Raw genomic sequence first — 24,998 nt, forward strand, 5'->3', positions numbered from 1 at the left:
GTTAATCTGCGTCAATCCGCCCACATCTGCGGTCAAAAATTACCAACATAAAAACTAATCATAAATCTTAAGCAGCAGAAGCAGCCAACCAAAATAAACCATCTACCAAAAGCGTGCTTAACACCGCGCCGCTGAAAGCGCGCCAGTGCAGTTCTCGATCGCGCAAACTCAGCAAACCGACTGTTAGCAACACAGCGATTAAAACTAAAGCACAGCCTATGCCCCAAGGAGTTTCGATTTGACCGATCGCACTTTGAAAAATCGGCATAGCTAATTCCGGTTCCGCGTGCATCACTTGGCGCCAGTAGGGCATCAACCCAGTTAAATAAAAATATAAATCGGTAATAGCAGTGCCAAATAGGGAACCCAAGTAAAAATAGCTGCCAACTTTTCCCCAAGATTTGCCCAAGCACCAAATAGCAAAAGGCAAGCCAATTGCTTCTATAGGTAGATGTAAAATTGGTTCCCATCTAAACCAGCCCCAATAGATAGAACCTGCCAGCCAGCATCCGGCAAATCCTAATAATAAATCTCCCCAAAGTTGTGTTTTGGGGCGGAAAATTAGAATTAAACTCAGAACGAACCAGGGGATAGTTGACAGCAAACTGATGGTTGGATATAAGCGAACTAACGGTGCTTGCACGAAGACGGGAATTGAGACTAAAAATGCTGAGGCACTAAATATCAACCACTGTTTGATGCTGTTTGTTGTGGCTGAAGTGACAGAATTGTCGAGGCGGGCGATGGTGGCAATAGGTGCGATCGCTGAGGATACTAAATTAAGATTAAACAACTGACTGGACTCCGTATTGTTTCAATAGGTGGACTAAAAATTTTGCTGCGGTTGTGGGTGCGACAGTCTCAATGCCGGCGGCGGTTTGGCTGACGTGCCAGCCTTTTGCCGTTTGGGGAGCTCGCCATAAATCCAAATGTTCGATGGCGGGATCAGCATAAAAGCTTTCTCCACCGCCACCTAGAATTGCCGAACTCCAGTGCGTGAAGCGATCGTGGCTGATGCGGTGGATGGGAAAATTGCCCCCCAGGGGTACTCCCCAACCGTCTAAGGCAAAAAATGCCCCGACTTTGCCGCCGAGTTGCTGCCACATCCAAGCCGCCCCGATCGCCCCGGCTACTCCTGCCGAAAAGCTGACAAATACTAGACTTTCTCCTGCCAACTCTTCGCTGCACAAAAAGTTCCATACGTCAAGAGCTGAAAAAGGCGGATATTTATGAGCGGGAAAAATCTTGACAGGCTCGACTATTTGCTGGTTTGGGCGATCGGCTGCCAGTCCCCAAAGCCCCGAAAGTCCCGCGAGGAAACAGTCGGTTAGCTTTGGTTCGTGGACTCCGGGGCAAATTACCAGTCTCATAGTTCGTCAAGAAAGTTAATATAGTTCGCAACATAACTTTATCATATGCCTACTATATCATATACTACCCCAGGGGATAGGGTGTTAAACTTATAATAGAGTCTAGTTTGAAGAGTATCCCCCCAAGTTAAGTGCTGGGAACGCTCCAAACCGCTTTAATCTGAGGCAAGGTCAGGGAGTCTTAAGAAAACATGAAACTTATCCCCCCCTGCCCCATCTCCTGTCAAGCTTAGCAAAGGCTGATTCTAGTTTTAAGCTGTTCTGTATTTAGATTTAACTTTTCCGGCGGCGTCGAAGCCCGGCCCAAAAAAGCTTAAAGAAACAGGATTGTGCAAATTAGAGGCCTGCCAGCTTAGCTGCCCTACGAATTTCGGGTCAGGGTCAAAAAACCGACTTAGGACTGATGCCCATCAATCCGGTTTCTAGGATAAATAAGAGGTTTAACCGGGAAGTATGGGCCAAGAAACCGGGAATCAGCCCCGCGCGCAACCGTCGTGCGATCGCAAACAATGAAAAATCTCCGATTCACCCTTCATCCTGCCTGGATCTCTTAGAATAAATAAAATTGAGGAATACAAAGTGGTTGCTTCTCCAGAAAAAATCGATTTCAAAACATCTGCAGCACCCGCAAGTAACGATCGCGTTGCTGTATTGCTGATGGGTTACGGCGAAGTCGAAAGCTACGACGATTTTGCCAACTACAACGAACAAGCTTTAAATTTGCTTACGGCAAAGTTTGCGCCAGTACCGCTTTGGATTTATCCGCCGCTGGCGAAGATTTTAGCAATCTTTGACTTGCACGAGTGGAGTCACCAACACGGTCAATTTGTTTCGCCGCACAATGCAATTTTTGAACAGCAACGCGCCGGGATTGAACAGAATTTACAGGAGAAATGGGGCGATAAAGTAAAAGTGTTCAAAGCTTTTAACTTTTGCGCGCCATTTTTGCCGGAACAAGTAATCCCTCAAATTCAAGCAGAAGGATTTGACAAAATTCTGATTTATCCGCTGTTGGTAGTTGATTCTGTTTTCACCAGCGGCATTGCAGTCGAACAGGTGAATAAAGCTTTAGCACAAACCTTTGATGGTAAGGAACATTGGGTAAAAGGACAGCGCTACATTCCTTCTTTTTACGATGAACCTGCTTACATCCAGCTAATGGCGGACTTGGTTGAAGAGGAAATTAAGAACGATTTAGCTGTAGCGCATTTGCCTTCTCAGATTGGGATTGTGCTGATGAATCACGGTTGTCCGCACAAGGCGAAGGGCTTTACTTCGGGAATTGTGGAAAGTCAAGCTTTGTACGATCGCGTGCGGGAACGTTTGATGTACCGCTATCCTTTGATTTCGGTGGGCTGGCTGAACCACGACACGCCGCTGATTGAGTGGACGCAGCCGGATGCGACGTTGGCTGCGAAAAATTTGATCGATTTGGGTGCAACTGCGATCGTCTTTATGCCGATCGGATTTGCGACAGAAAATCACGAAACTTTGTTAGATGTAGACCACATTATTGAGTCTTTGCAGAAACAGCGTCAAGGAGTTACTTACCGCAAATTGCCTTGCGTAAATGACCATCCAGAGTTTCTGAAAATGGCGGCTGAGTGGGCAAACCCGCAGATTGAAGCGTTGTTGAGTGAGACTGCGGTTGCTGTTAATCCGAGTTTGGCTTCCGCGCACCGCGAGCACGCGCATTCTCATGAAGGGCACGGTCATTCTCATGGGGATCACGGACACAATCACGGTGGACATTCTCACGGTGGCCATTCTCATGGTGATCACGGACATTCTCATGGCGGGCACGGGCACAGTCACTAATAGGACTTAGGCCTGAGAGCTCTGAAACCGGGTTTTTTGCGAAGATACTGCGTTGAAACGGCAGATTTAGTGAAAAACCCGGTTTCTTTTGTTGGGGTGCGTGCAGGAGAGATTTAGGTGAAAAGGGCGATCGTCCTTTGGTGTATTAGAGAAGGGGCGATTTGCTTTTTTATCAAATTTTCTGTGCTTGTCAAACATCCGCTTAGTCGCTACACTGTAGATACTCTGTATATACATTCTCTTAGAAAGGGTAAATTCCTCAGAGTGATATCACTAACTAGAGGTTCAGGCTATGGTTGCGACGATCGCAAAATGGGGAAACAGTCTTGCTATTCGGATTCCACAGAATTTAGCTAAAGAGATTAACTTGGCTGAGGGTTCCGAAGTGAAGCTTGTCTTGATAGATGGCAAGCTGACGATCGAGCCTATCGTTCGTCGGCGGTATTCGCTTGAGGAGCTAATCGAGGCAATGACGCCAGACAATGTTCATACTGAGATTGATACTGGAGTTGCTGTAGGGAACGAAGTTTGGTGACACAATCAAATCCCTACGTTCCGAGTCGAGGCGATATCGTTTATTTAGACTTTGACCCAACTAAGGGACACGAGCAAAAAGGACTTAGACCTGCTTTTGTGCTGTCGCCTCGTTCCTACAACGAGAAAAGCTCCTTAGCTCTATTTATGCCGATTACAAAACAACAAAAAGGGTATCCTTTTGAAGTTATCCTACCCACTGGATTAAAAGTTCAGGGAGTAATTCTTGCAGATCAAATTAAGTGTTTAGACTGGAAAGCTCGCGGTATTCGATTGGTTGAGTCGGTATCTCAAGATGTCATTGAAGAGGTACAAGCTAAAATAGAGCCGTTGTTATTGTAAAAGCATGAAGTTCACGGGGCTGCATAAATCAGACGATCGCACTTTTCCTGAAATTACCTATGTGCGGGGCGCTAGCAGCGAACTCGTGCCCGTTTTACGTGGCACTCGCTTGCTGGTGCAAACAGTAGTCATTGCAGCCCCTAAATGGGGTTTTTCCCCAAACCAAATTGCCGCTGAGTATGACTTAAGTGAAGCTCAAGTGAACGATGTTCTCGCTTTTTATGCAGCCCATTCTCAGGAAATAGATGCCTCTATTGACGCTGAGCAAATTATCGAACCCGTAACTCGTCGGCGGTATTCGCTTGAGGCGATCGCACTTGAGAATCTTCATAATGAGATTTATAGTGGAGTTGCTGTGGGGAATGAGGTTTGGTGACACCATCAAATCCCTATTAGCGACACCACTTTATACTTCTTGTAAAATGCGGCTATTCACACGCTCGTATTCATCTTCTAGTAGCCACATTTTAGCAGATTCGTAATTGTCACTGGTAAAGATAACTTTATAGTTTTGTGCTGGGTTATGGATGCAAAAATTACCTGACTTTTCCTTAACTAACATCAGAATATAAGGAGGAGATATCAGAGTATCAGCCCAGATTTCCGCAAACTCCCACTCAGTCTCTTGCTCGGATTCTTGACTGATTTTAGTAGCTTGTACGGGGTCTTGTGCGAGGTATGACATGATATTTACCTGTGGTTTTCTTAATTTTTATTTCACCGTATTCTAGTGGTATCCTAGTACCGTCTGCTTTTAGTATATAACCAATTGGTTCTGAAAAGTACAATCCATAACGTTCATAATTGTCCTCGGGATCGTCCGCTCCTGTGCGTTCCCCTCTACTCTTTATTTCGGCAGCGACTCTTTCCATTGTTTCTCTATCATTAAAGAGATGGACAATTCCTTCGATTTCAAGTTCGCTTTCGGCTTTTTTGGTTCCGGGCAGATGTTTATCTATGAGACTGGTTCTGGTTTCTAGAAGAAGTTCACGGTCAATTCCACTCATATTGATTTGTTATGACTGGTAATTAAGTTTTAGCATTATTTGCTACAGCCATCGCAATCAATCCATCCTCTTCTCGATCGCACTCTCAGATTGCTCCTGACGATCGATTTCATCAGGATCGAGCATCACTTCATCATCCTCATCCAAGTCGAAATTCTCTGGAAATAATCGCTCGAAGTTATTGCTAGTCGGAAGTTCAGGCAAATCTCCCAGCAAAGCCACAGCTTCAGCAAGTAGGCTGAGGTTCTCTGGATCGGGGTGTTTTTGTGCCGCGCGCACAGCCAAGATTACCACACGCAATCCTCCTCTGGTGCGATCGACATCGCGAGCTAATCCATACATTGCTTGAAAGTCGCGTTCCTCTATAATGCGGTACTGTCCTGTTTTTGTATGGAGGGTAGCAATGACACCATTCGCGATCGAACTGAGTGCTTCTGCGCCCTTCAAACGAAACTTCTCAAATGATGGCCAGCTTGCACCGTTTTGTAAGCTAAGTTTTTTATTTGTAATCTGCATAGTTGAACCTCCTTACTATATTATAAGATAAACCCAACGAAAAACCAACGTCTATTTAATCATAGTTTAAAATAATGTATCCCATTCACAAAACTCCAGGTATTTGTGGCGGTGCAGCGCGAATTCGCGATACTCGCATTCCCGTTTGGACGATTGTCGCTTACCAACAACAGGGCGCAAATGAAGCCAAACTTCTCTATAATTATCCAGGACTCACCCTTCAGGATTTGGAAGCGGTTGCGAACTATTACGATCGCAACCGAGAAGAAATCGATCGCTGGCTGGCGGAAAATGAATGACTGCTGATGCTAAAGTTTTATTCAAAGGTACCGGCACACCCTAAAGTATTGCGATCGCCCCAACCAACCTATCAATCTCCGCCTCAGTTGTAAAATAGTGAACACAAGCCCGCACACAATCAGGATTAAGAATAGTCCTTACCATAATCCCCTGTTTTTCCAACAAATCGACAAGCTTTTTGTGCGGCATCCCATTAGTTAATCGAAACGAAACCAAACCAGCTTCCGGCGCAGATGTCCGCAAACATTCCACATCGGGAAGTTCCGACAAATGCTGCCAGAGATACTTACTCAAACGACAAATTTCTGCATACCTTTCCTCGATCGTACCCCATTCATGTTGCAGGGCGATCGCACTCCGCACACCCGCATACAAAGGATAAGCCGAAGTCGCAATTTCATAGCGCTGTGCTCCCGACTTCCAGCCAAGGACTTTAGCATTAGCATCCGTCACAATTCCCCGCCAACCGATAAACACCGGATGCAAATCTGCCAAAGCTTCAGCACTCACATACAGCCCGCCCAAACCTTCCGGGCCGCACCACCATTTATGACCAGTGAAAGCATAAAAGTCAACCCCCGACTCAATCAAGTTTAAAGGCAAAACCCCCACAGATTGAGCCGCATCAACTAATACTTTGACTCCTGTTTGATGACATACTTTCACAATCTCAGCCAGAGGCAAAACTTGGCCGGTATTCCACAAAATGTGACTGATAACTAACAAGCGAGTATTTGGCTGCAAACTATCAGCAATCACCGCCAGAGGATCACCTTCATTCAAAGTAGCCGCCAGCGGACAAACCGAAACCTCAATGTTGAAACGGCGCTGAAGTTCCATTACACTAGCTACAATGCCGGGGTGTTCGCAATCAGAAAGCAGCAAATGGTCGCCTGCTTTCCAGTCAATGCCCCACAGCGCAATATTGCAGCCAACGGTGACATCTTCAGTTAGGGCAATGGTTTCAGGAGGTACGGTCAACTCAGAGGCGATCGCACGTCGCGTCAGCATCGCCTCCTGAACCACCCAAGCCCCCACCTCCCCCGAAAACGGCCCCCCAAGCTGCACCCGTTTGTAAGCCTCATAAATCGCCTCTAAAGCAGGCTCAGGCAGCGGCCCTTGTCCGCCGTAGTTAAAATAAGCTTTATTGGCCAAAGCAGGAAATTGTTGCCGGTGATTGTTCTTTGTCATTTTTTTTGGGGAATTATTGATAGCGTTAATATTGAATAACTAATGCTGTGAATTTTATACCTTTTGCCTGATACTCTATGCCTTGCGAATACTAAATGTTAATAACTGACAAACTGCTACTTTCCTATCAACGATGCCATCTCCGAGCATTTTTAGACACCTGCGGAGACTGGAAACACCTAGATCCCCCCAGCGACTTTTTGCTGAAACTGATGCGCGACAGCGCGACATACCAGCAGCAAGCTTTGGAACAGGAGACTTACCAACAACCATATTATCCTAGAGGGGATTGGGAAGCTGGCGCGGCCGCTACATTGAGTTTAATGCAGCAAGGAGTCGATCGCATTTACCGAGGAGTTCTGATCCAGGGCGAATTCCGCAAAACCAACGGCGCAACAACTTCTCTGGTAGGAATTGACGGTCAATATTTCCCAGAATTTGGCGAAATCCCTGAAACTCCCGTTCATCTTTCATCCTCCAATCTTCCCTCTTCAAACATTACCCTGATCAGCCGCCCCCATTTATTAATCAAACAGCCGGGAAAATCAAAATTTGGCGATTGGAGTTATATTACTACGGATATTTGGCTTAGCAAGCGACCAAAACAAGAGTATCAAATTATCGCAGCTTTTCACGCCCAAGTTTTAGCTTCTGTGCAGGAAACAATGCCAGAGACTGCGTGGCTGATGCTGCGAAAAAAAGGGCTGTGGCAGGTGAATCTCGACCAGCGAACTCCTCAGATGTTCGAGATTTTAGATAACTGCATTCAGATGATAGAAAATCGAGATAAACCAGAGGTGTTCATTTCCCGGCAAAAGTGCAATCTTTGCGGTTGGTATACTATCTGTCACGCAGAAGCCGAATCTATTAAACATCTTTCGTTATTGCCGGGAGTTACTGCCAGTCGCTATGCTAGACTGAAAACTATCGGAATTACTGATGTTGAAGCTCTCGCTAATGCTAGTTCCGAACTGCTGGCTGAGTATCCCGAATTCCCCGACAGAGTTGCTTTTGATGTGGTGCAGCAAGCTCGATCGCATTTGCTAAATCAACCGCTGTTGCGGGAAGAAGGAAGTTCGGCAACGGATTTTGTAACGGATGTAACGGATGTCAGTCCGATGTCCGTCGGAAGAGGGAAGTCGGAAGAAGGAAGGCACGATACGGATTTTGACACGGATACACGGATTAACGATCGAGAAGAACGTAGAAGTGAGAATTCACAAGAACTTAACTCATCTGAAATAGTACCAGATATTGTAGACAATATCTTGAATGACATCGCAGTTGAGGAAGTAAAAATTAAAGAAAATAAACCTGCCACATCTTCTATACCTGCGCCAATTCTCCGCAAGAAACCAATTCCATATTCCCAATCTGTCTTTTTGCCGATCGCCCCAATCGAACTCTACTTTGACATTGAAGCAGAACCCGAGTTAAACTTGGATTACCTCCACGGAGTCTTAGTTGTTGACAGGTACAACAATACGGAAAAATTCCACGGTTTTTTAGCAGAATCAGCAGCAGAAGAAGGTGCAGTCTGGCAACAATTTTTAGAATTAATGTGGGCTTATCCCATTGCTCCGATTTTCCACTTTTGCGACTATGAAGTCAAGACTTTTAAGCGACTGGCTAAACTTTACAATACTCCAGCTTATTTGTGGAAACCCGTGCTGAAAAGGTTTGTAGATATTCACAAACAAGTGACGCAAAAGGCGATTATGCCCGTGGAAAGTTACGCACTCAAACCAATTGCCCGCTGGCTGGGTTTTGACTGGCGAGATGCTAAGGCTAATGGTGCTCAGTGCGTCTGCTGGTACGACGATTGGCTCAAAACTGGCGATCGAGATCTTTTAGAGGCGATCGTCCGCTACAATGAGGACGACTGTCGTGCTACTTATGTGGTTAAAGATTGGTTGACTAATTTTTTGTTAAGTCAGAAACAGTGAATTTATGATTAAACGAACCGCGAAGGCGCGAAGGGCGCGAAGTCAGAAAGAGAAAAAGATAGTAAAATGCGAAAGCTAGCAAAAGCAACTATATTTATTGTCTGTTTTTTGATGGCAGCAACTGTTGCTATTTGGGTAAACCAATCTGCTCAATCTTTCGCTGTAACGAAAATAAATTTTATCGGCAGAGCAATATTTCCTACAGGTTCTCCGTTTCAGGGTACGGAAATTGGCGGACTTTCTGGCATTACTTATGATGCCGAGAAACAAGTCTATTATGCCATTTCTGATGACCGTAGCAGCAAGAACCAGGCGCGTTTCTATACTCTCAAAATCAACTTGCAATCTGGTAAACTGGAAAAAGAGCAAATTACTTTTACTGGTGTCACTACTTTATTAGATGAAAACGGCAAAGGTTTTCCTGAATTAAGTTTAGATCCGGAAGGGATAGCTTTTACTGGCAATAGCGTGTTTGTTTCTTCTGAGGGAGATGTCGATCGCCAAATAAATCCTTTTATCAAAGAGTTCTCCCTCGATGGTAAACTCCTGAAAACGCTGCCAATTCCTGAACTGTTTTTGCCCGACGACAAGGGCAGTAAAGGCATCCGCAACAATCTATCATTTGAAAGTTTAACTTTAACGCCCGATCGCAAATATCTATTCACCGCTACCGAAAACGCCTTGGTTCAAGATGGCGCCGTAGTTTCCCTGGAAACCGGGAGCCCGTGCCGGATTTTGCGCTACGATGCGGTGAGCGGCAATCCAGATGCCTCTTTTCTCTACATCACCGAACCGCTACCCGCTGGCGCGAATCCTGTGGGAAAATTAACTAGCAACGGTTTAGTGGATTTGGTGGCGATCGACGATAACCGCTTGCTGAGTTTAGAGCGTGCTTTCTCCCTGGAAACCGGAGTTACTGTTAAACTATTTGAGATTTCTCTGGAAAAGGGCGATCGTATTGAAGCACTCGAAAGCCTCAAAAGCCGTCTCAGCGAGGTTTCTCCCGCTCAAAAACGCCTGCTGCTGGATTTGGAAACCCTGAAAATTCCCCTAGACAACATTGAGGGGTTGACATTTGGCCCCGCCCTGGCGGATGCTAGCAGAGGTCTGATTTTGGTGAGCGACAACAACTTCGGCCTGTTGCAAGAGACTCAGATTTTGGGCTTCCAAATAAAAGTTCAAAAAACCTCTTGACAAAGGGTGAGGTTATAGGCATAATAGAAATTGTGCCTGAAAAAACGGCAAAACGAGGGACAGTAGTTCAATTGGTTAGAGCACCGCCCTGTCACGGCGGAAGTTGCGGGTTCGAGCCCCGTCTGTCCCGTTCAAAATAGAAAATGTTCAGATTGCTGAAAAAGGCGATATGCTGAAAAATAACCGCTGGTACTGAGTTTTCACAGTACAAGCGTTTGTTTTACACACCCCGAATCGACATCAGAAGGTAAATTGTGTCAGCCGCACAGAACGGCTACTGAGTCTCGGACAAGAAATTCTTGGCCCCAGACAGTCTTGTTACGAAGTTCTGCCAAGCAATCAAGAACCCCGCAACGCATTCATCACGGGTGTCCTGATCCCCAGAGATGCCAGGGATGAAGATGCCAGAGAAATTGAGGGGGAAGCTGAAACTTTAGGGACTGGGATAGATGAATATGCCGATGATGACCCGGACGAAGAAGCACCAGTTGCAGCCGCAGCCCCATTGGTGGTGCGATTGCAGCAATAGTATGACTCTATCTCTATCATTTATCTTCATTCTCAACCCATTGTCTGTAAGTTGGCATAAGACATAAGTACAGCGTTAACCACCAGAGATAGGCTAGTTGTGGTGTAAAGAATTGATTGTGACTAAATAAGCCATGACAAATCTCATTCCTGAGATTAGAACCCATTCGTTCAACGAGTAAACCCTTGAGAGTAAAAATTGTATTTTCATTCAAAATCTGCTTTAAATCAGGCACATCGAGAACTTTATTGAGAGTGTACTCATCCTGAATCATGGTAGAGGTGAGATTGGAAGCAATAGAGCCTTTTTGCTTCAGAATATGACGCAAGGAGTTTTCTAGCTGTGGAATTAATAGATGTGCAGCAATTACTGGATCTCCCTGTAAGCCAGCTAATAAACCTCTTGCATAAAGAGGTTCACGCCCTTTTGGAATAAATGGATTCTCAACAACGACAAAAGATAAATCTTCCAAATGCACACTATGCTCAGAACAAATTTGATTGCAAGCAGGAACAATAAAATTTAGCGCATACCAGCTCTGATAGAAAGTAGCGATTCTAAACATTGAATTCTCTAAACAATCTTCGCCATCTCCACTAATAGCTTTTGTTTTTCCCTCTTCATCTATAAAAGCTGTTGGAATTAAATGAGAACTTTTATCTGCTTTTGCTTCTACCTGAATATCTGCCAGATCGCGAATTAGCTTGCATCCAAATGCCAGAGAGTACAGGGCATCACATAATGGCTTACCTCGCACAATATCTCTTGCTACTTTTTGCATTTCAGGGTCATCAAACTTCTCTGGTTTAGCAATAGGAATAGTAACCATTAGAGACATTGATTCTCTCTGGTTATCAAGCATTTGTTTGTGTAAGTCTTGTATGCGATCGGAGGTATCTTGTTTTTTTCCAAACCTATCTTCAATCTTTCTGAAGGCTGCGATTGCATTTTTAAGTCTCCCAGCAGCTACAATGTAGGAATTAGGCTCATTTCTAACTAATGCCTGTTGAGCATACCAAACCTCAACTTCTGCAAGATTGAATCTTGCATTACGTTCAGCCTCTTTATCATTAGCTATCTTGTACCAATCGCTTTCTATCTGGCGGTACGCTATCTTCTGAAAAAAAGCTTTATGGTAGTCTTGAAAGTTTTCTGCAAAAACTGCCTTTTGAGCGGCAACTGCTGCATACTTTGCTGCATAGAGTGGAAGGTTGTTACTCTTAATAACACTGCGGCTTTTCCTTAAATACTCCTGAAGTACCTGCATTGCACTACCTGTTATAAACTCATTTTCTACAACTGCATAACGCTCTATAAGTTGCTCAATGTGAGAAATCACTATGCAGCGCATTTCTGTACTCTTCTTCCCATCAACTAGAGGGGCTAATTGTGCTGCTCGCTGTAGCCTTTCATCGCAAGTTTTCTGATTTTCTGTGTTTTCAAGATTTTTAGCAGCTTGAAGATATGACTCTACAGCCACTTTAGCCATCTGAATAGGTCTACTCCTTTCTGGATCTCGTTTACAACAAATCCAGAGGATATCAGCTATTCTTGCCCGCATTTCGGGCTCAATTACCCTGACAACTAACTCCCTTAACAAAGCGAGTTGATCGTCAGATAAAACCCCTAACATAGTCTCTGGTAAAATAGTCTCTTCTAAAGTAGAGGTACTATTCAATCCAAAAGGCTCCATGAAAACAGAGGTAATTTCACTCAAAAATTTGAAAATTTCTTGCCCTAGCGTGTCACCAGATAATTGATAGGCTTTGGCTTTCGCTTGAAATTTATCGTAGTAATTCCAGCATTCATTAGGGTTTGCTCGGTCTAGTATCTCTGTCCATTGATACCTCTCAAAGTCTTCTGCATTCAACAATGGGACAGCCTTAAATTGTGACATAGCGTAGGTTGTCAGTTATTGATTAAAGTTAAAGATAATCTATCTAGCTTACCTTTTGTAGTGCATTGTAACATAAAATTTGAGTCCGCGTTCGCGATCGCAGCGGACTGACCCAAGCCTTTGGTAGAGTTCCAAAAGTTATGTGCCGCCACTTATCTTGGTCGTTGTACCACCTGAGTTATCGGTGAGGGTGTAGTACAAGGTGATCCGTAAAGCCTCAAAGTTAAGCCAGCGTGAGGTTGTAGCCGATTCTCCACCCACCCCCATCAACGACTCCTAACATTTATCCCCCTTTCCTACAACTTTCCTCACAAGTTCCCCACAATCTTTGCCTATAATTAAATTTAAAGATCGACTTCCAGCAGCGCTCAAAGGTGCGAGGAAATAAATGGTCGGGCGATCTGATATGTCAAAACTAGGACGATGGGCACCAGAATCGGAATAGCAACTAGCAATCCCCATTTGCCAAACCTAAGTTTTTGACCGTCCGATTTGAACAGGAAAATCACAGCGGCAATTCCCATAAGTATCCAGATACCACCGAAGCCCATGAAGACTGTATAGCCTGCATCTTGCATTTTTTCACCTTTAATAGTAGTCCATCTTTAAGGTTAGTTGCAGTCTGTTTCTGCTGAGATATTCTGATGGATTGATCGAACTTATTAAATATGACTCATTTCGAGTTTGGTTGGCAGCGGCCTTGACTTTCGCACTCGATTCGCTGAGTTCGTGATCTCATAAGAGTTGCTAAATCCGGCCTTCCCGTCAGCTTCAGCCGCCAGTCTGCCCAAATTCCGTACAGCCAATTGGCGATCGCCCCGATCGCTGGTAACTTAGTCACAGCATAAATCCATCCCATCCCTAAAATCTCGTAGGTACGGCGAAAAACCTCCACATTTTTAATTGCCGTACCGTCGGGTAATATCGCGTGAATCCGCCCCATCGCCGTTTCGTAGTCGATTCCGCCGTGGGCCTCCGGGTTGTAGCCATCATCCGCAATATCCACAAAGGACACTAAACCTCGCCCCGCATCGCGTTTTTTTAAGAAATTAACCTCCCGCACGCACAGAGGACATTCACCGTCGTACAGTAACTCAATCTGCCAAGCAGCGGCAACAGACTCGGGTGAGGGCGCAACAGATTCGGAAAACTCGGTTTTAGCAGCAGACATAGAGAAATATATTTTAATGTCGTCGATCGCACACAAACATTTTACAAGCATCCATAGTTATCAGGTGCACCTTGGGTACTCCTAAAGCAGTTATTTGTGGTGTGAAAAATAGTCCCAAAGGTGCATCCAGTCTTGGCCGCCCGCAATGCTAATATCATCAAGATGCCTTCTAGTGCCTGGGCGGAGATTTTCGCCCGATCGCCCGATAGTCCAATATCAAACAATTCGAGGCAAAGCACCTGCCAAGCACAACTGTTAATTCGGCAACAAAGTATAATAAAATTTAAAGTCTTAAACATCAGCTATTCCCCCAACCAGCAAATCGCCCCCAATCTAAAAGCAAAAATCTACATGAATGTCAGAGTCCGTCTAGCCCCCAGTCCCACCGGAAACCTACACATCGGTACCGCCAGAACCGCCGTATTCAACTGGCTGTTTGCCCGCAACCAAGGCGGCAAGTTCATTCTGCGGGTAGAAGACACAGACGTAGAACGTTCTAAAAGCGAATACACCGATAACATCCTCGAAGGCCTCACCTGGCTGGGTATGGAGTGGGACGAAGGCCCGAGTTTTCAGTCCCAACGTCTGGAAATATACCGCCAAGCAGTCCAAACCCTTCTCGACAATGGACTCGCCTACCGCTGCTACACCACGTCGGAAGAACTCGACGAAATGCGGGAAGCACAAAAAGCCAACAAACAAGCCCCCCGCTACGACAACCGGCACCGCAACTTGACAAGCAAAGAGCGCGCAGCTTTTGAAGGCGAAGGGCGACAAGCTGTGATTCGGTTTATCATCGACGACGATCGCACCATCGCTTGGAACGACATGGTACGCGACACCGTAACCTGGAAAGGTAGCGACCTCGGCGGCGATATGGTAATTGCCCGTGCATCCAGCGGCGGCGTTATCGGCCAACCCCTCTACAACCTCGCAGTAGTTGTCGATGACATCGACATGGCCATCACCCACGTCATCCGTGGCGAAGATCACATCGGCAATACTCCGAAACAAATATTGCTCTACGAAGCTTTGGGTGCGACAATCCCAGAATTTGCCCACACGCCACTGATTTTAAACACGCAAGGGCAAAAACTTTCTAAACGCGACGGCGTAACCTCGATTTCTGACTTCAAAGATATGGGCTACCTCCCCGAAGCTTTAGTCAATTACATGACTTTGCTCGGTTGGACTCCGCCGGATTCAACGCAGGAAATATTTACACTGTCGGAAGCAGCAGAATTATTTACATTCTATCGAGTCAACAAAGCTGGTGCAAAATTTGATTGGGATAAACTCAATTGGCTAAACAGTCAATACCTGCACAAAATGCCAGTGCCACAATTGACAGATTTGCTGATACCTTATTGGTGGCAGAAAGGCGGTTATGAGTTTGACTTGGAGGCCGATCGCCCCTGGCTCGAACAAATAGCTGCTTTAATCGGCCCGAGTCTCGTTCGCTTAACCGATGCTGTGGATATGTGTAAGGTTTTCTTCTCCACCACGGTGGAATACGAAGAAGAAGCACTCGCACAATTGCAACAACCAGGGGCTGCACAGGCTTTACAAGCAGTTGTAGAAGCGATGGAAAGTCATTCGTCCCTGACATCAGCGGAAGCTCAGAAAATCACTAAAAAGCTCAGTAAAGAGAAAAATCTTAACAAAGGGCTAATTATGCGATCGCTCAGAGCCGCTCTGACAGGTGCAATGCACGGCCCCGACCTGATAGAATCTTGGGTAATCCTTCACCAGCGAGGAACGGCTAAAACCCGTTTGCTTGATGCCATTAGCAACTTGAATTTGCCGGCTGTTGGTGTCGCGGACGAAACTTCTACCCCAGAACAACCAAAGGCAGAAACAGTCGCCGAAACTTCTGCTAAAGAACAGTCAGCAGCGGAGGTTTCAAAAGTCGAAACACCGACTATTGAAACAATCGAAACCCCGGTTGTTGAACCATCAGCAGCAGAGGTTTCAGAAGTCGAAAAACTTGCGCTCGAAACAGTCGAAACGCCGACTGTCGAACCAGCAGTGGAAGTTACAGCAGTCGAAATACCGACTTCAGAAACAGGCGAAGTGTCGGCTCTTGAACCAACCGACGGGGAGGTTGCAGCAGTCGAAATACCGACTCTTGAAACAGTCGCAGCAGCAGTTGAAATACCTGCCGCCAACCAGCAAACAACTATTGCGAGTGGAGAAATGACTTCATCAAACGAACCAGAAACAACCGTTATCATCACCGAAATTCCTGCCGGAAATGAAGCAGACAGTTCAAGCGGTACAACAAAAGTCATAATTACCGAAGAACCGCCAAGTCAGACCCAGCAGATCAAAGAACAAATTATCTCAATTTTGTCTGAGTTTCCCGCTTACATTGGCAGCTTTTACGAGCAGTACAAAAGTCCCCTGACTGTTATCGGTGTAATTGTAGCCTCGATTGTCTCTTTGAAAGTGCTTTTGGGCGTAATAGACGAACTCAACGACATCCCCCTGCTAGCACCGACATTCGAGCTAATTGGTATCGGATACACCGGGTGGTTTGTCTACCGCTATTTGCTGCGATCGTCCAACAGGCAACAATTAGGCCAAGAAATTCAAGCCTTGAAAGAACAAATTTTCGGCAAAAAGTCCTAAATTTTTGCGGTAATTTGTTGAATTTATACCCGACGTTGATAACTTTAAATAAGTTGTTAGTGTCGGGTTTTTAAATGACTAATAACTGTTGACAGTTGACTGATGACTGTTGACTGTTGACTGATGACTGTTGACTGTTGACTGATGACTAATGACTAATGACTAATCACTAATAACTAATAACTAATCACTAAACCCCAGCAGCAGTAAAAGCCGCCCAATAATAAGGATTGGCAAAAGGATAGGGTTTGCGGTTGCGGATTTGCTGCAAAGAAGCCTCCGCAATCAGGCGAGAACTTTGAGAAAGCCGATCGAACATTTGCGAAATTTGAGGTTGAAAATCCGCCAGCAACACCTCCAATTCCTCGCTAGTCAAATCCCGCAGCCACCTTTGAGCGTCCCCCAGGGCGATCGCCACATCTCCCACCTGCAACCGAGAAAACCGTCCCAGATTTTCATAAAACTTGCTCGTCAACAGCAGGGCAGAAACATCGTTCACCTTCCAAAGACTGCTAACCACACTAGACGTGCCAGCATACAACAAACCCGCCGACAAACCCACAAAATCTCCTCCAGCACCGCTAACTCCGCCAGCGGCAATTTCGCAACCCGATAAAGTAACTAAAAAATATTGTCTAAAATCCAGATTAAAAATTTCCTCCAAACTCAGAGAATCATTCCTCAAAAACACTGCGGATTTCAGTGGACAAGCCAAATTAAGCAAACTAAAACAAGCAAAATGAGCGCATTTTTTATGCTGCAACTGCCCTATTTGTTGGGGCAAATCCCCATTATTAGCAGAGATTTCTTGGGAAAAAGCCTCTTTAATTGCCGGCTTATGGCGCACAACTTCTGTACTGGCAAAATACTGGGAAATCTTGCCAATTTCAATGTTGCTGTAGAACGCATCTCTGGTGAAAGTTGGAATTGCCAAAAGCTGCTGCAAACCGGGTTTGTACCTACCAATAGCCGCTCCGTGTGCACTTTGTCTCAACAGCAATAGCTGACAGCTAGGAGCATAGCGAATTCCTCCGGCAAATCGATCGATCAAATAAGCAGCAGGCGCTGCAACGTCCCCAAAAGACGAACTTTGAGAAAAATCCGAAAGGCTGTAGGTTTCCACCTCAAAACCGCTGCGATCGCTCCACCCAGACCTAAAAATTCCCCCACCATCCTCAAACCCGTCTCTCCCCGCCAAAGGCAAAGCGTGGAGTGGCAAAGCGTGCAAAAATCGGTGCGGCACAAAAATCAGCCGATCGCAATTATCGGGAATCAGCGCCACCACTTGATCGATTTCCAGCATCGTAGCCAAGCGTTTGAGGCGAGTCGGGAGATGATTGATCCAGCGACCTTTTTGTTCAGAATAAGCGGTGAGGTACTCCTGACCCCAACTTTCGGCAGCCAAAGCATTTTCCGACGAACACAGGTGAACGGCGGGATATTGTGCACTCTTTACCACCACAAAAGCAACCAGCAACTCCCCCAAACTCGCCCACACCACAGCAGCGCAATTGTCATCAGGCAACAATTGGCGAATTTGCTCGAAAGCGATCGGTTCAACTTTGTGAGCTAGGCTGAAGAAAGGGTCGTTTGCCTGCACCTCCCGCGCAATCAACCTATCAAACTGCTTCCACAATTGATTTAAGTGCATGAAGTCCGAGTTCGGCAGTAGAGAACCGCTGCTCAAACCTTGGCTATCGCCCTCAGAAATCAAGGTCGTGTTCGGCTCAGGTTCTCCCTGTTCTTGGTGCCGCTGTTCCCCCGCTATTTCCTGTTGCAGCGACTCCAACTCGCTTCGCACCGCTGCAGGAATTTCGGCTTTCGGAGTCAAGTGGCATTTAACCAGCAGTTCTACCAAATTCCGATTTTTGTGGCGTTCGGCGTATTCCAGAGCCTTAGCGTAATATTCAGGTTGGGTGGCGCCGAGTTCCAGGCAAACTTGCACCAGGCATTTATAGAGTCCAGCCCAGGTGCGGGTTAATTTGACTTTTGCGGTACTCGTCCGATCGCCAAAATCGACTGTATCAACCCCAACTTCGCAACGCAAGAATTCCACAGTATCGACAGCAGCAGTAAAAACCCCGTAGGCGCGAAGCAAGTCGCCTCGAACTCGGTAAGCTTGACCTAAATAAAATAAAATTTCAGCCCAGCGGTGGGGATAGGTTTCGCGAGTGTAGACTTGACAGGCACTGTGATAGCAGCCGATCGCGCTTTCCATGTGGGACAAGTTTTCCGTCTCTGTCAGTTGCGAATAAGCCCTGCCGAGATAAATTTGCAGCATTGCCCAGCGGTTGGGATATGCCTGCCTGGTGTAGACTTCGCCCGCATTTTGATAGCAGGCGATCGCGCTTTTGAGATTGCGGTTTTTTTCCCCTTTCAGGTGTTCGCAGAAAGCGCGGCCGAGGTAGGCACACAGAATTGCCCAGCGTTCGGGAGTTTTTTGGCGGTTGCAAAATAGCAAAGCATTTTGATAGCAGACGATCGCCATTTCCAAATTTTCGGCTTTTTCCCCTTTCACCCGCCGACTGTATATCCTACCGAGGTAAGTTTGGATCGAAGCCCAGACTTCGGGAAATTTAATGCGGGTGTAGACTTGTAAAGCATTTTGATAGCAGACGATCGCCATTTCCAAATTTTCCACCGGATCGCCTTTGATGCGATCGACAAACACCCTGCCCAAATTCCTTTGAGTTGTCGCCCACTGCAGCGGAAAAGCTTCCCGAGTCCGCACCTGCAAAGCTCTCTGATAGCACGTAACCGCGTATTCTAGATTTTCAGCTCGGTTGCCCTGCTGCAACTCGCAGTAAGCATTTGCCAAATTATTTTGAGTTGTTGCCCAACGCCGGGGAAACACCTTGCGGTTGTAGACTTGCAAAGCATTCTGGTAGCAAGCGACGGCCAGTTCCAGATTTTGGGCTCGGTTGCCCCGCAGCCGCCGACTGTAAGCACGGCCGAGATTGTTTTGAGTGCTCGCCCACTCTTGCCCAAAAGCCTCGCGGCTGCGAACTCGCAGGGCATTTTCAAAGCAGGCGATCGCCTGTTCTAGATTGTCTGCCGGAGATCCCCTGAGACGTTCGCTGTAAGCGTTGCCCAGATTGTTTTGCAGCGTCGCCCACTGTTCCGGGTACTGTTCGGGAGTGCGTACTTGTAGGGCATTTTCAAAGCAAGCGATCGCCTGTTCGATATTTTGAGCCTTATCACCTTTGGGACGATCGCTATAAGCATTGCCCAGATTGTTTTGCATCACCGCCCATTCTTGGGGAAATTCTTTGCGGGTAAACACCTTAGCAACTGTTTCGTAACCAGCAATTTCGATTTCCAAGTTATGAGCCTTGCTGCCGAGGGGAAACCGCCCAATTTTGTTGCTCAGATTGCCGATTAAGGCTGCAATGCGCCTAGTCTCCGATTCTTTGGCAGCAGAAAACACCAAATTTGCCCAGCAGCGCAGCAGTTGTGCGAAATTCTGGTCGAGTTTATCTAAATTGTTTCTCAGCAGCGAGTACAGGTGCTGCGAATCAGCGCCGCGCGCCACTGCCTGCAATACTTCTGCTAAAAAAGCCAGATATGCTGCCCCGGTTGCGGGCAATTTATAATTCCCTTTTGCAGATTCTAAGGGTGCGATCGCCCTTTGGAAAAATTTTGCAGCTTTCAGCAAGCTTTCTCGCGTCAGTGCCACTTCTTCCAAATAAAGCGTTTGCACGAACCCAAAGTCTATCGACTTTGGGTTCGTCCTCAAAATCAAATCTATTCCTGAGTCCCCAGGATTTTCCAGCAGCGCTTGGAGCATATTAACATCTGTTTTGCGACGCTGTTCATCCATCGTGCATTCCGCCAAACTATTAACCATAGGAGCGCTGCTTCCCTGCAACCAAGTGAACTACCCACCCCTAAATCGTAGTACCGAATATAGTAGGGGCTTCTGTACTCATAGGCGAGTACCTTAGCTGAGACTTTCGTCCCAGCTTTGGTCTTACCTCGCCTCCTAAAGCCGAAACGGCTGAACCTTCCGTCTTTAGTATTTTGATACCTTCTGCTTTCATCTTTATCGCTGCGTTCCCCTCCCGATCGCGATCGGTAGCACAGTGAGGACAAGTCCCTTTCCTCATATCTAATGGCATCTCGGTCATTGGATGGAAACAATTAGAACAGAGTTTGGAACTGGAAACCCCTCTATCAATCTCGACTAAGTTCCCGCCTTTGCGTTCCAACTTGTAGGCTAAGAAGTTGGTAAAACTTCCCAAAACCTCATCTGATATTGCTTTCGCCAAATTGGAATTGCGAATCATGTCCCAGAAATGAAATTTTTCTACTATGACCGCGAGGCGATCGCTGACCAACTTATAACTAAGTTTCTGTAGAAAATCTTGCCACCAATTCCTAAACCGTTCGCATACCTTGGTCACAGCTTTTCTATATTTGTATTCAGAATTACTTTTTTTCTGCTGGTCTGTTAACTTTTGCTGCCTGCGCTTCAAGTTCTTCTCATGCTTGGCAAAATGCTTAGCATTAAAGTCATATTTAGATACTTTTTCATCATCCGGGACAGCAAAGTATTTCAATCCTAAATCAATGCCCGCAATCCTACCTTCTTTTGTTGTCTGGCTCTCAGCTTTAATTTCAGTCAGTATAGATGCAAGATATTTCCCTGAATATTTTTTACTAATAATTGAATTATGAATTTTACCCTCACTTAATCTATATCTATTTATTTTGGGCTTAGTTATTTGCCTATAGCGGAAAATCCTAGTAACCCCTACAAATTTGACGTTTTGAGGATACTGAAATGACTGTTTTTTATCTTGAGATGGGAACTTATAAAACCCAGCAAATCCCTCAAAAAAAAGTTTGTAGGCAGTGGTTAACTTGAGCGTAGTAAATAGCAAAAATTTGCGGTAAAACTCACCTAACCCTCCACTTTTATCTAATTTTTTGAGAGTCGGTAAAAGTGTGTTGAACCCGAAGCAGCCAAGTCCTTTACCAGTTTTTTTATAAACTTCAATTGATTTATTTAGACCATAATTAGACCACCAACGCGCACCCCCAAAAGTTGAAGCTACTTGTATTTGTTGATTTTGGGTAGGATACAAACGAACTTGGATAGCCTTGTGTAGCAATCAACATCACCTCCTTGGTTCTTCTATTCTCTCACAATATACAGTTGATGATCAAAGCATTACGGAAAAATTTTGTGACGAGGATTACATATTTTCTCTCTTGAAAGAGCTCCCCAAAATTACTTGAGGATGCAATCGTCGTCACCCGCCCTTCCCACTATAACGGTACTCAGTTGAGTTGGAAGGGCGCGAAATAGTTAAACCAGGATTCACAGAGAGTTCTATCTAAATTTGACAAACCCGCCCCGACAGACTTGCAGCGGGACGGGTTTACTTTTACTCTGATCGGACTTACGCTAAGAAACCGGGCTTCTGGGAAACTATTGGGTTTGGTAACGAGAAATCTCGAAAGAAACTCGGTTTCTGAGGAAGAGTGTGTCCTCGACTAAGCGAGTTATCTATGATATTGCGCGAGTTTCAGCGCTACAGTTAACAAAAATCAACTCCGTAGATTTTACTGTACCGCTTGAGAACGCAAGGCTGACTCCACTGCCTGCAGAGCTCGATCGACTTCAGCAGCAGAGACAATCAGCGGCGGGACAAACCTCAGCACTTTCGGCCCTGCTGGAACCAACAAAACTCCTGCGGCGATGGCAGATTTGACGATATCCGCCGATGTCAGTTCGATGTCAGCTTGCAATTCCATTCCGACAATCAAACCCCAGCCGCGCACCTCAGCAATTAAATGCGGATATGCGGCCGCCAACTTGTTGAGCCCTGCTTTCAACTGTTCCCCGCGCTGCTGCACGTTTTCCAGAAGGTTTTCCCCTTCTAAAGTTTGGCAAACGCACAAAGCGACAGCGCAAGCAAAAGGATTGCCGCCGAATGTGCTGGCGTGACTTCCCGGTTCAAATACATCGCAGGAAGATTTGCACAGCATAGCGCCGATCGGGATACCGCCGCCCAATCCTTTGGCAGACGTAAAGATATCCGGTTCAATGCCGAGGTTTTCGTAACCCCAGTATTTGCCGCTGCGTCCCATCCCGACTTGCACTTCGTCGAGAATGAGCAAAATGCCTTTTTCGTCGCAAATTTCCCGAATGCGCTGGAAGTAGGCGATATCTCCGGGGCGAACTCCGCCTTCGCCTTGCAGCGCTTCCAGCATAATTGCAGCTACTTGGCGTTCGTCTTTGTCGAGTTGCTCGATCGCACTTTCGATCGCACTAATATCGTTGTAGGGCACGTAGTGAAATCCGGGAACCAAAGGGCTAAAACCCTTTTGATATTTAGGCTGTCCCGTTGCCGTAATTGTCGCCAAAGTCCGCCCGTGGAAACTCGCAACGGCGGTAATGATTGTCGGATTCGAGATATTTAATTTTTCGTGGGCGTACTTGCGGGCGAGTTTAATTGCCGCTTCATTAGCTTCCGCGCCGGAGTTGCAAAAGAAGGCTCTGTCCGCACAAGAATGGTCTACAAGCCACTTTGCCAGCTCGCCCTGTACGGGGATATAATAAAGGTTAGAAACGTGGTGCAGGGTCTGAATTTGCTGAGTTACCGCTGCAATCATTGCCGGGTGGGCGTGTCCCAGAGTGCAGGTAGCAATACCCGCCACAAAATCGAGATATTCGCGGCCCTCGGTATCCCAAACGCGGCAGCCGAGGCCCCGTTCTAGGGCGATCGCAAAACGCCCGTAAGTCGTCATTACATAGCTGTCGAAGCTCTCAGAACTGAAGGGACTGGCTTCGGCTTGCACGGTTGGTTCTTTTAATAAGGTTTCTGGACTCACGAATCGCTCCTTAACACATAATATGTAGACCTCGATTGTACGGTAAAAATCCAGGTTAGCGGTGCAGGCTGTTAGTTTTGTCATAAAATCATAACAGTAACATCAATTAATCCCTCACAAATCTACTGATGAGTTATTACATTTCTCCTAACTTTCTCGATAAAGTTGCGGTGCACGTCACTAAGAACTTTTTAAATTTGCCCGGGGTAAGAGTTCCCCTAATTTTGGGAATTCACGGCCGCAAAGGAGAAGGCAAAACTTTTCAAACCGAGCTGGTTTTTCGGCGGATGGGCTTTGAACCAGTGATGATATCTGGCGGGGAATTAGAAAGCCCGGATGCAGGAGATCCGGCGCGTTTAATTCGCTTGCGCTACCGGGAAGCGGCGGAGCAAATTCGGGTGCGCGGCGAGATGTGCGCCATCTTTATTAACGATTTGGATGCCGGTGCTGGCAGGTTCGATACTACTACTCAATATACTGTCAATACTCAGATGGTCAATGCGACTCTGATGAATATTGCTGACAATCCAACTAACGTGCAGTTACCGGGAAGTTATGACAGCACGCCGCTGCACCGAGTGCCGATTATTGTCACCGGAAATGACTTTTCTACGCTGTACGCGCCACTGATTCGCGACGGGCGGATGGAAAAGTTTTATTGGGAACCGAGCCGGGATGATAAAATTGGGATTGTTGGGGGAATTTTTGAGTCTGACAAATTGTCAAAAACCGAAATTGTGGGGTTAGTTGATAATTTTATCGATCAGTCGATCGACTTTTTTAGCGCTTTGCGATCGCGCATTTATGACGAACAAATCCGTGAATTTATTCACAAAATAGGAATTGAGCGAGTTTCTAAGCGTTTGGTAAACACTTTGGAAGCAGCGCCAGATTTCCAGAACCCGAATTTCAGCCTCGCTCATTTATTAGAAATGGGCAGTTTGATGGTGGGTCAACAAAAGCGGATTCAGGAAATGCGCTTAGTAGATGAATACAACCAATCGCGCCTGTTTAACGTTCCAGGAAGCGCCAATGTTCCTGCTGCTGAACCCACGCAAAGTCAATTAAACGACCCGTCATCCAAATATTATAAGGCTTACGTCGAGCCAAGTTCTGAAGGTGGTAACGGTCATGCGGCGCGGCTGAGTTCTGAGGTATTGGAACAAGTAAAGCAGTTATTAGGAAGAGGCTGCAAAATTGGCATGGAATATGCAGATAATCGCCGATTTAAAACTGGTTCTTGGCAAAGTTGCGCCACGATTCAAACTGCACAGGAAAAAGATGTGGTTGCATCTTTAGAAACTTGTTTGGCGGAACACGGCGGCGAATACGTGCGGCTGATTGGTATCGATCCAAAAGTGAAGCGGCGGGTAGTTGAAACAATTATTCAGCGGCCTGAAAAGTAGTTCAAGTAGGGTGCTCTTCGGCGCACCTGACAAATTACAAATTATACCACTTCTCCAAAATTTTGCAACAGTTATGAATTTTTGGTTTGTTTCCTGAAAGACGGTATGCACCGGTGCGTCGCTGTGAGATAGTCGCTTTTTTTGATAATTTTTCTAGGGCGACGCACCCTACAGCTACTGTTGCATGATTTTTTAGAATTAGTATAAACTAATGCGCGCTTTACAGTAAGGTGCGTCGCTGTGAGATAGTCGCTTTTTTTGATAATTTTTCTAGGGCGACGCACCCTACAGCTACTGTTGCATGAT

21 protein-coding genes, 1 tRNA gene and 1 pseudogene are annotated in these 24,998 nt (G+C 46.0%); 11 read left to right on the forward strand and 12 right to left on the reverse strand.

Annotation, left to right across the window (positions count from 1 at the left end; genetic code table 11):
• Positions 1-67: 67 nt before the first annotated feature.
• Both QUB08_RS17470 and QUB08_RS17475 read right to left on the reverse strand, forming a co-directional pair.
• Entirely contained in the window at positions 68-793 is a 726-nt protein-coding gene (locus QUB08_RS17470) for a DUF3120 domain-containing protein (protein ID WP_333225892.1), read from the reverse strand.
• The gene (locus tag QUB08_RS17475; protein WP_333225893.1) at positions 786-1,370 is read right to left on the reverse strand and encodes a hypothetical protein; all 585 of its coding nucleotides are present in this window, start codon (positions 1,368-1,370) and stop codon (positions 786-788) included. Before QUB08_RS17475 ends, QUB08_RS17470 begins: the two co-directional genes overlap by 8 nt.
• A gap of 579 nt (positions 1,371-1,949) precedes the next feature.
• On the opposite strand from QUB08_RS17475, the gene QUB08_RS17480 reads away from it, so the two are divergent.
• From QUB08_RS17480 to QUB08_RS17495, 4 genes are all read left to right on the forward strand, one after another.
• On the forward strand, positions 1,950-3,188 hold the full coding sequence (locus QUB08_RS17480; RefSeq protein WP_333225894.1) for a ferrochelatase: 1,239 nt from the start codon (positions 1,950-1,952) through the stop codon (positions 3,186-3,188).
• 292 nt (positions 3,189-3,480) lie between these two features.
• A complete protein-coding gene (locus QUB08_RS17485) occupies positions 3,481-3,723 on the forward strand; it encodes an AbrB/MazE/SpoVT family DNA-binding domain-containing protein (protein ID WP_333069437.1) in 243 nt (80 codons plus the stop codon).
• Positions 3,720-4,064 carry an endoribonuclease MazF gene (mazF, locus tag QUB08_RS17490; RefSeq protein WP_333225895.1) on the forward strand — a complete coding sequence of 115 codons (345 nt, stop codon included), beginning with the start codon at positions 3,720-3,722 and terminating at the stop codon, positions 4,062-4,064. The genes QUB08_RS17485 and mazF overlap by 4 nt, the downstream gene beginning before the upstream one ends.
• Positions 4,065-4,068: 4 nt before the next feature.
• On the forward strand, positions 4,069-4,440 hold the full coding sequence (locus QUB08_RS17495) for a DUF433 domain-containing protein (protein WP_333225896.1): 372 nt from the start codon (positions 4,069-4,071) through the stop codon (positions 4,438-4,440).
• Positions 4,441-4,470: 30 nt separating this feature from the next.
• On the opposite strand, the gene QUB08_RS17500 is transcribed toward QUB08_RS17495, so the two are convergent.
• The 3 genes from QUB08_RS17500 to QUB08_RS17510 are packed head-to-tail and all read right to left on the reverse strand — an operon-like array spanning position 4,471 to position 5,587.
• Positions 4,471-4,749 carry a hypothetical protein gene (locus QUB08_RS17500; RefSeq protein WP_333225897.1) on the reverse strand — a complete coding sequence of 93 codons (279 nt, stop codon included), beginning with the start codon at positions 4,747-4,749 and terminating at the stop codon, positions 4,471-4,473.
• Entirely contained in the window at positions 4,712-5,071 is a 360-nt protein-coding gene (locus QUB08_RS17505; protein WP_333225898.1) for a DUF6972 family protein, read from the reverse strand. Before QUB08_RS17505 ends, QUB08_RS17500 begins: the two co-directional genes overlap by 38 nt.
• 57 nt (positions 5,072-5,128) lie before the next feature.
• Entirely contained in the window at positions 5,129-5,587 is a 459-nt protein-coding gene (locus QUB08_RS17510; RefSeq protein ID WP_333225899.1) for a hypothetical protein, read from the reverse strand.
• Between the two features lie 74 nt (positions 5,588-5,661).
• Here QUB08_RS17510 and QUB08_RS17515 point away from each other — a divergent pair, with 74 nt between their 5' ends.
• Positions 5,662-5,886, forward strand: a complete 225-nt coding sequence (locus QUB08_RS17515) for a DUF433 domain-containing protein (protein WP_333225900.1) — start codon at positions 5,662-5,664, stop codon at positions 5,884-5,886.
• A 40-nt stretch (positions 5,887-5,926) separates the two neighbouring features.
• On the opposite strand, the gene QUB08_RS17520 is transcribed toward QUB08_RS17515, so the two are convergent.
• Positions 5,927-7,078 (reverse strand): aminotransferase class V-fold PLP-dependent enzyme, encoded by a 1,152-nt coding sequence (locus QUB08_RS17520; protein WP_333225901.1) that lies wholly within the window; start codon positions 7,076-7,078, stop codon positions 5,927-5,929.
• Between the two features lie 95 nt (positions 7,079-7,173).
• On the opposite strand from QUB08_RS17520, the gene QUB08_RS17525 reads away from it, so the two are divergent.
• From QUB08_RS17525 to QUB08_RS17535, 3 genes are all read left to right on the forward strand, one after another.
• Positions 7,174-9,024: a TM0106 family RecB-like putative nuclease gene (locus tag QUB08_RS17525; RefSeq protein ID WP_333225902.1), complete on the forward strand. Its 1,851-nt coding sequence runs from the start codon at positions 7,174-7,176 to the stop codon at positions 9,022-9,024.
• A 66-nt stretch (positions 9,025-9,090) separates the two neighbouring features.
• Positions 9,091-10,218: an esterase-like activity of phytase family protein gene (locus QUB08_RS17530; protein ID WP_333225903.1), complete on the forward strand. Its 1,128-nt coding sequence runs from the start codon at positions 9,091-9,093 to the stop codon at positions 10,216-10,218.
• Between the two features lie 56 nt (positions 10,219-10,274).
• A tRNA-Asp gene (locus QUB08_RS17535) sits at positions 10,275-10,348 on the forward strand.
• A 415-nt stretch (positions 10,349-10,763) separates the two neighbouring features.
• Here the strand turns inward: QUB08_RS17535 and QUB08_RS17540 are convergent.
• The 3 genes from QUB08_RS17540 to QUB08_RS17550 all read right to left on the reverse strand — a co-directional run bounded on the left by QUB08_RS17540 (position 10,764) and on the right by QUB08_RS17550 (position 13,866).
• Complete coding sequence (locus QUB08_RS17540; protein WP_333225904.1) at positions 10,764-12,644, reverse strand: DUF4209 domain-containing protein; 1,881 nt, start codon at positions 12,642-12,644, stop codon at positions 10,764-10,766.
• Positions 12,645-13,012: 368 nt separating this feature from the next.
• The gene (locus QUB08_RS17545; protein ID WP_242722794.1) at positions 13,013-13,222 is read right to left on the reverse strand and encodes a hypothetical protein; all 210 of its coding nucleotides are present in this window, start codon (positions 13,220-13,222) and stop codon (positions 13,013-13,015) included.
• 95 nt (positions 13,223-13,317) lie between these two features.
• Positions 13,318-13,866, reverse strand: a complete 549-nt coding sequence (locus tag QUB08_RS17550) for a DUF393 domain-containing protein (protein ID WP_333225905.1) — start codon at positions 13,864-13,866, stop codon at positions 13,318-13,320.
• Between the two features lie 300 nt (positions 13,867-14,166).
• On the opposite strand from QUB08_RS17550, the pseudogene gltX reads away from it, so the two are divergent.
• A pseudogene (gene gltX / locus QUB08_RS17555) lies at positions 14,167-15,609 on the forward strand (glutamate--tRNA ligase); the annotation flags it as partial.
• Between the two features lie 402 nt (positions 15,610-16,011).
• Positions 16,012-16,446 (forward strand): CAAD domain-containing protein, encoded by a 435-nt coding sequence (locus QUB08_RS17560; RefSeq protein WP_333225925.1) that lies wholly within the window; start codon positions 16,012-16,014, stop codon positions 16,444-16,446.
• Positions 16,447-16,636: 190 nt separating this feature from the next.
• Here QUB08_RS17560 and QUB08_RS17565 read toward each other — a convergent pair whose 3' ends face one another.
• The 3 genes from QUB08_RS17565 to QUB08_RS17575 form a co-directional block, all read right to left on the reverse strand.
• A complete protein-coding gene (locus QUB08_RS17565; protein ID WP_333225906.1) occupies positions 16,637-20,293 on the reverse strand; it encodes a CHAT domain-containing tetratricopeptide repeat protein in 3,657 nt (1,218 codons plus the stop codon).
• Positions 20,294-20,333: 40 nt separating this feature from the next.
• Positions 20,334-21,560, reverse strand: a complete 1,227-nt coding sequence (locus tag QUB08_RS17570; RefSeq protein WP_333225907.1) for a transposase — start codon at positions 21,558-21,560, stop codon at positions 20,334-20,336.
• A 454-nt stretch (positions 21,561-22,014) separates the two neighbouring features.
• Positions 22,015-23,286, reverse strand: a complete 1,272-nt coding sequence (locus QUB08_RS17575; protein WP_333225908.1) for an aspartate aminotransferase family protein — start codon at positions 23,284-23,286, stop codon at positions 22,015-22,017.
• A gap of 128 nt (positions 23,287-23,414) precedes the next feature.
• Here QUB08_RS17575 and QUB08_RS17580 point away from each other — a divergent pair, with 128 nt between their 5' ends.
• On the forward strand, positions 23,415-24,692 hold the full coding sequence (locus tag QUB08_RS17580; protein WP_333225909.1) for a ribulose bisphosphate carboxylase small subunit: 1,278 nt from the start codon (positions 23,415-23,417) through the stop codon (positions 24,690-24,692).
• Positions 24,693-24,998: the final 306 nt, after the last annotated feature.

The organism is Microcoleus sp. BR0-C5 (assembly GCF_036705045.1).
In the GTDB taxonomy this organism is placed as follows: domain Bacteria; phylum Cyanobacteriota; class Cyanobacteriia; order Cyanobacteriales; family Microcoleaceae; genus Microcoleus.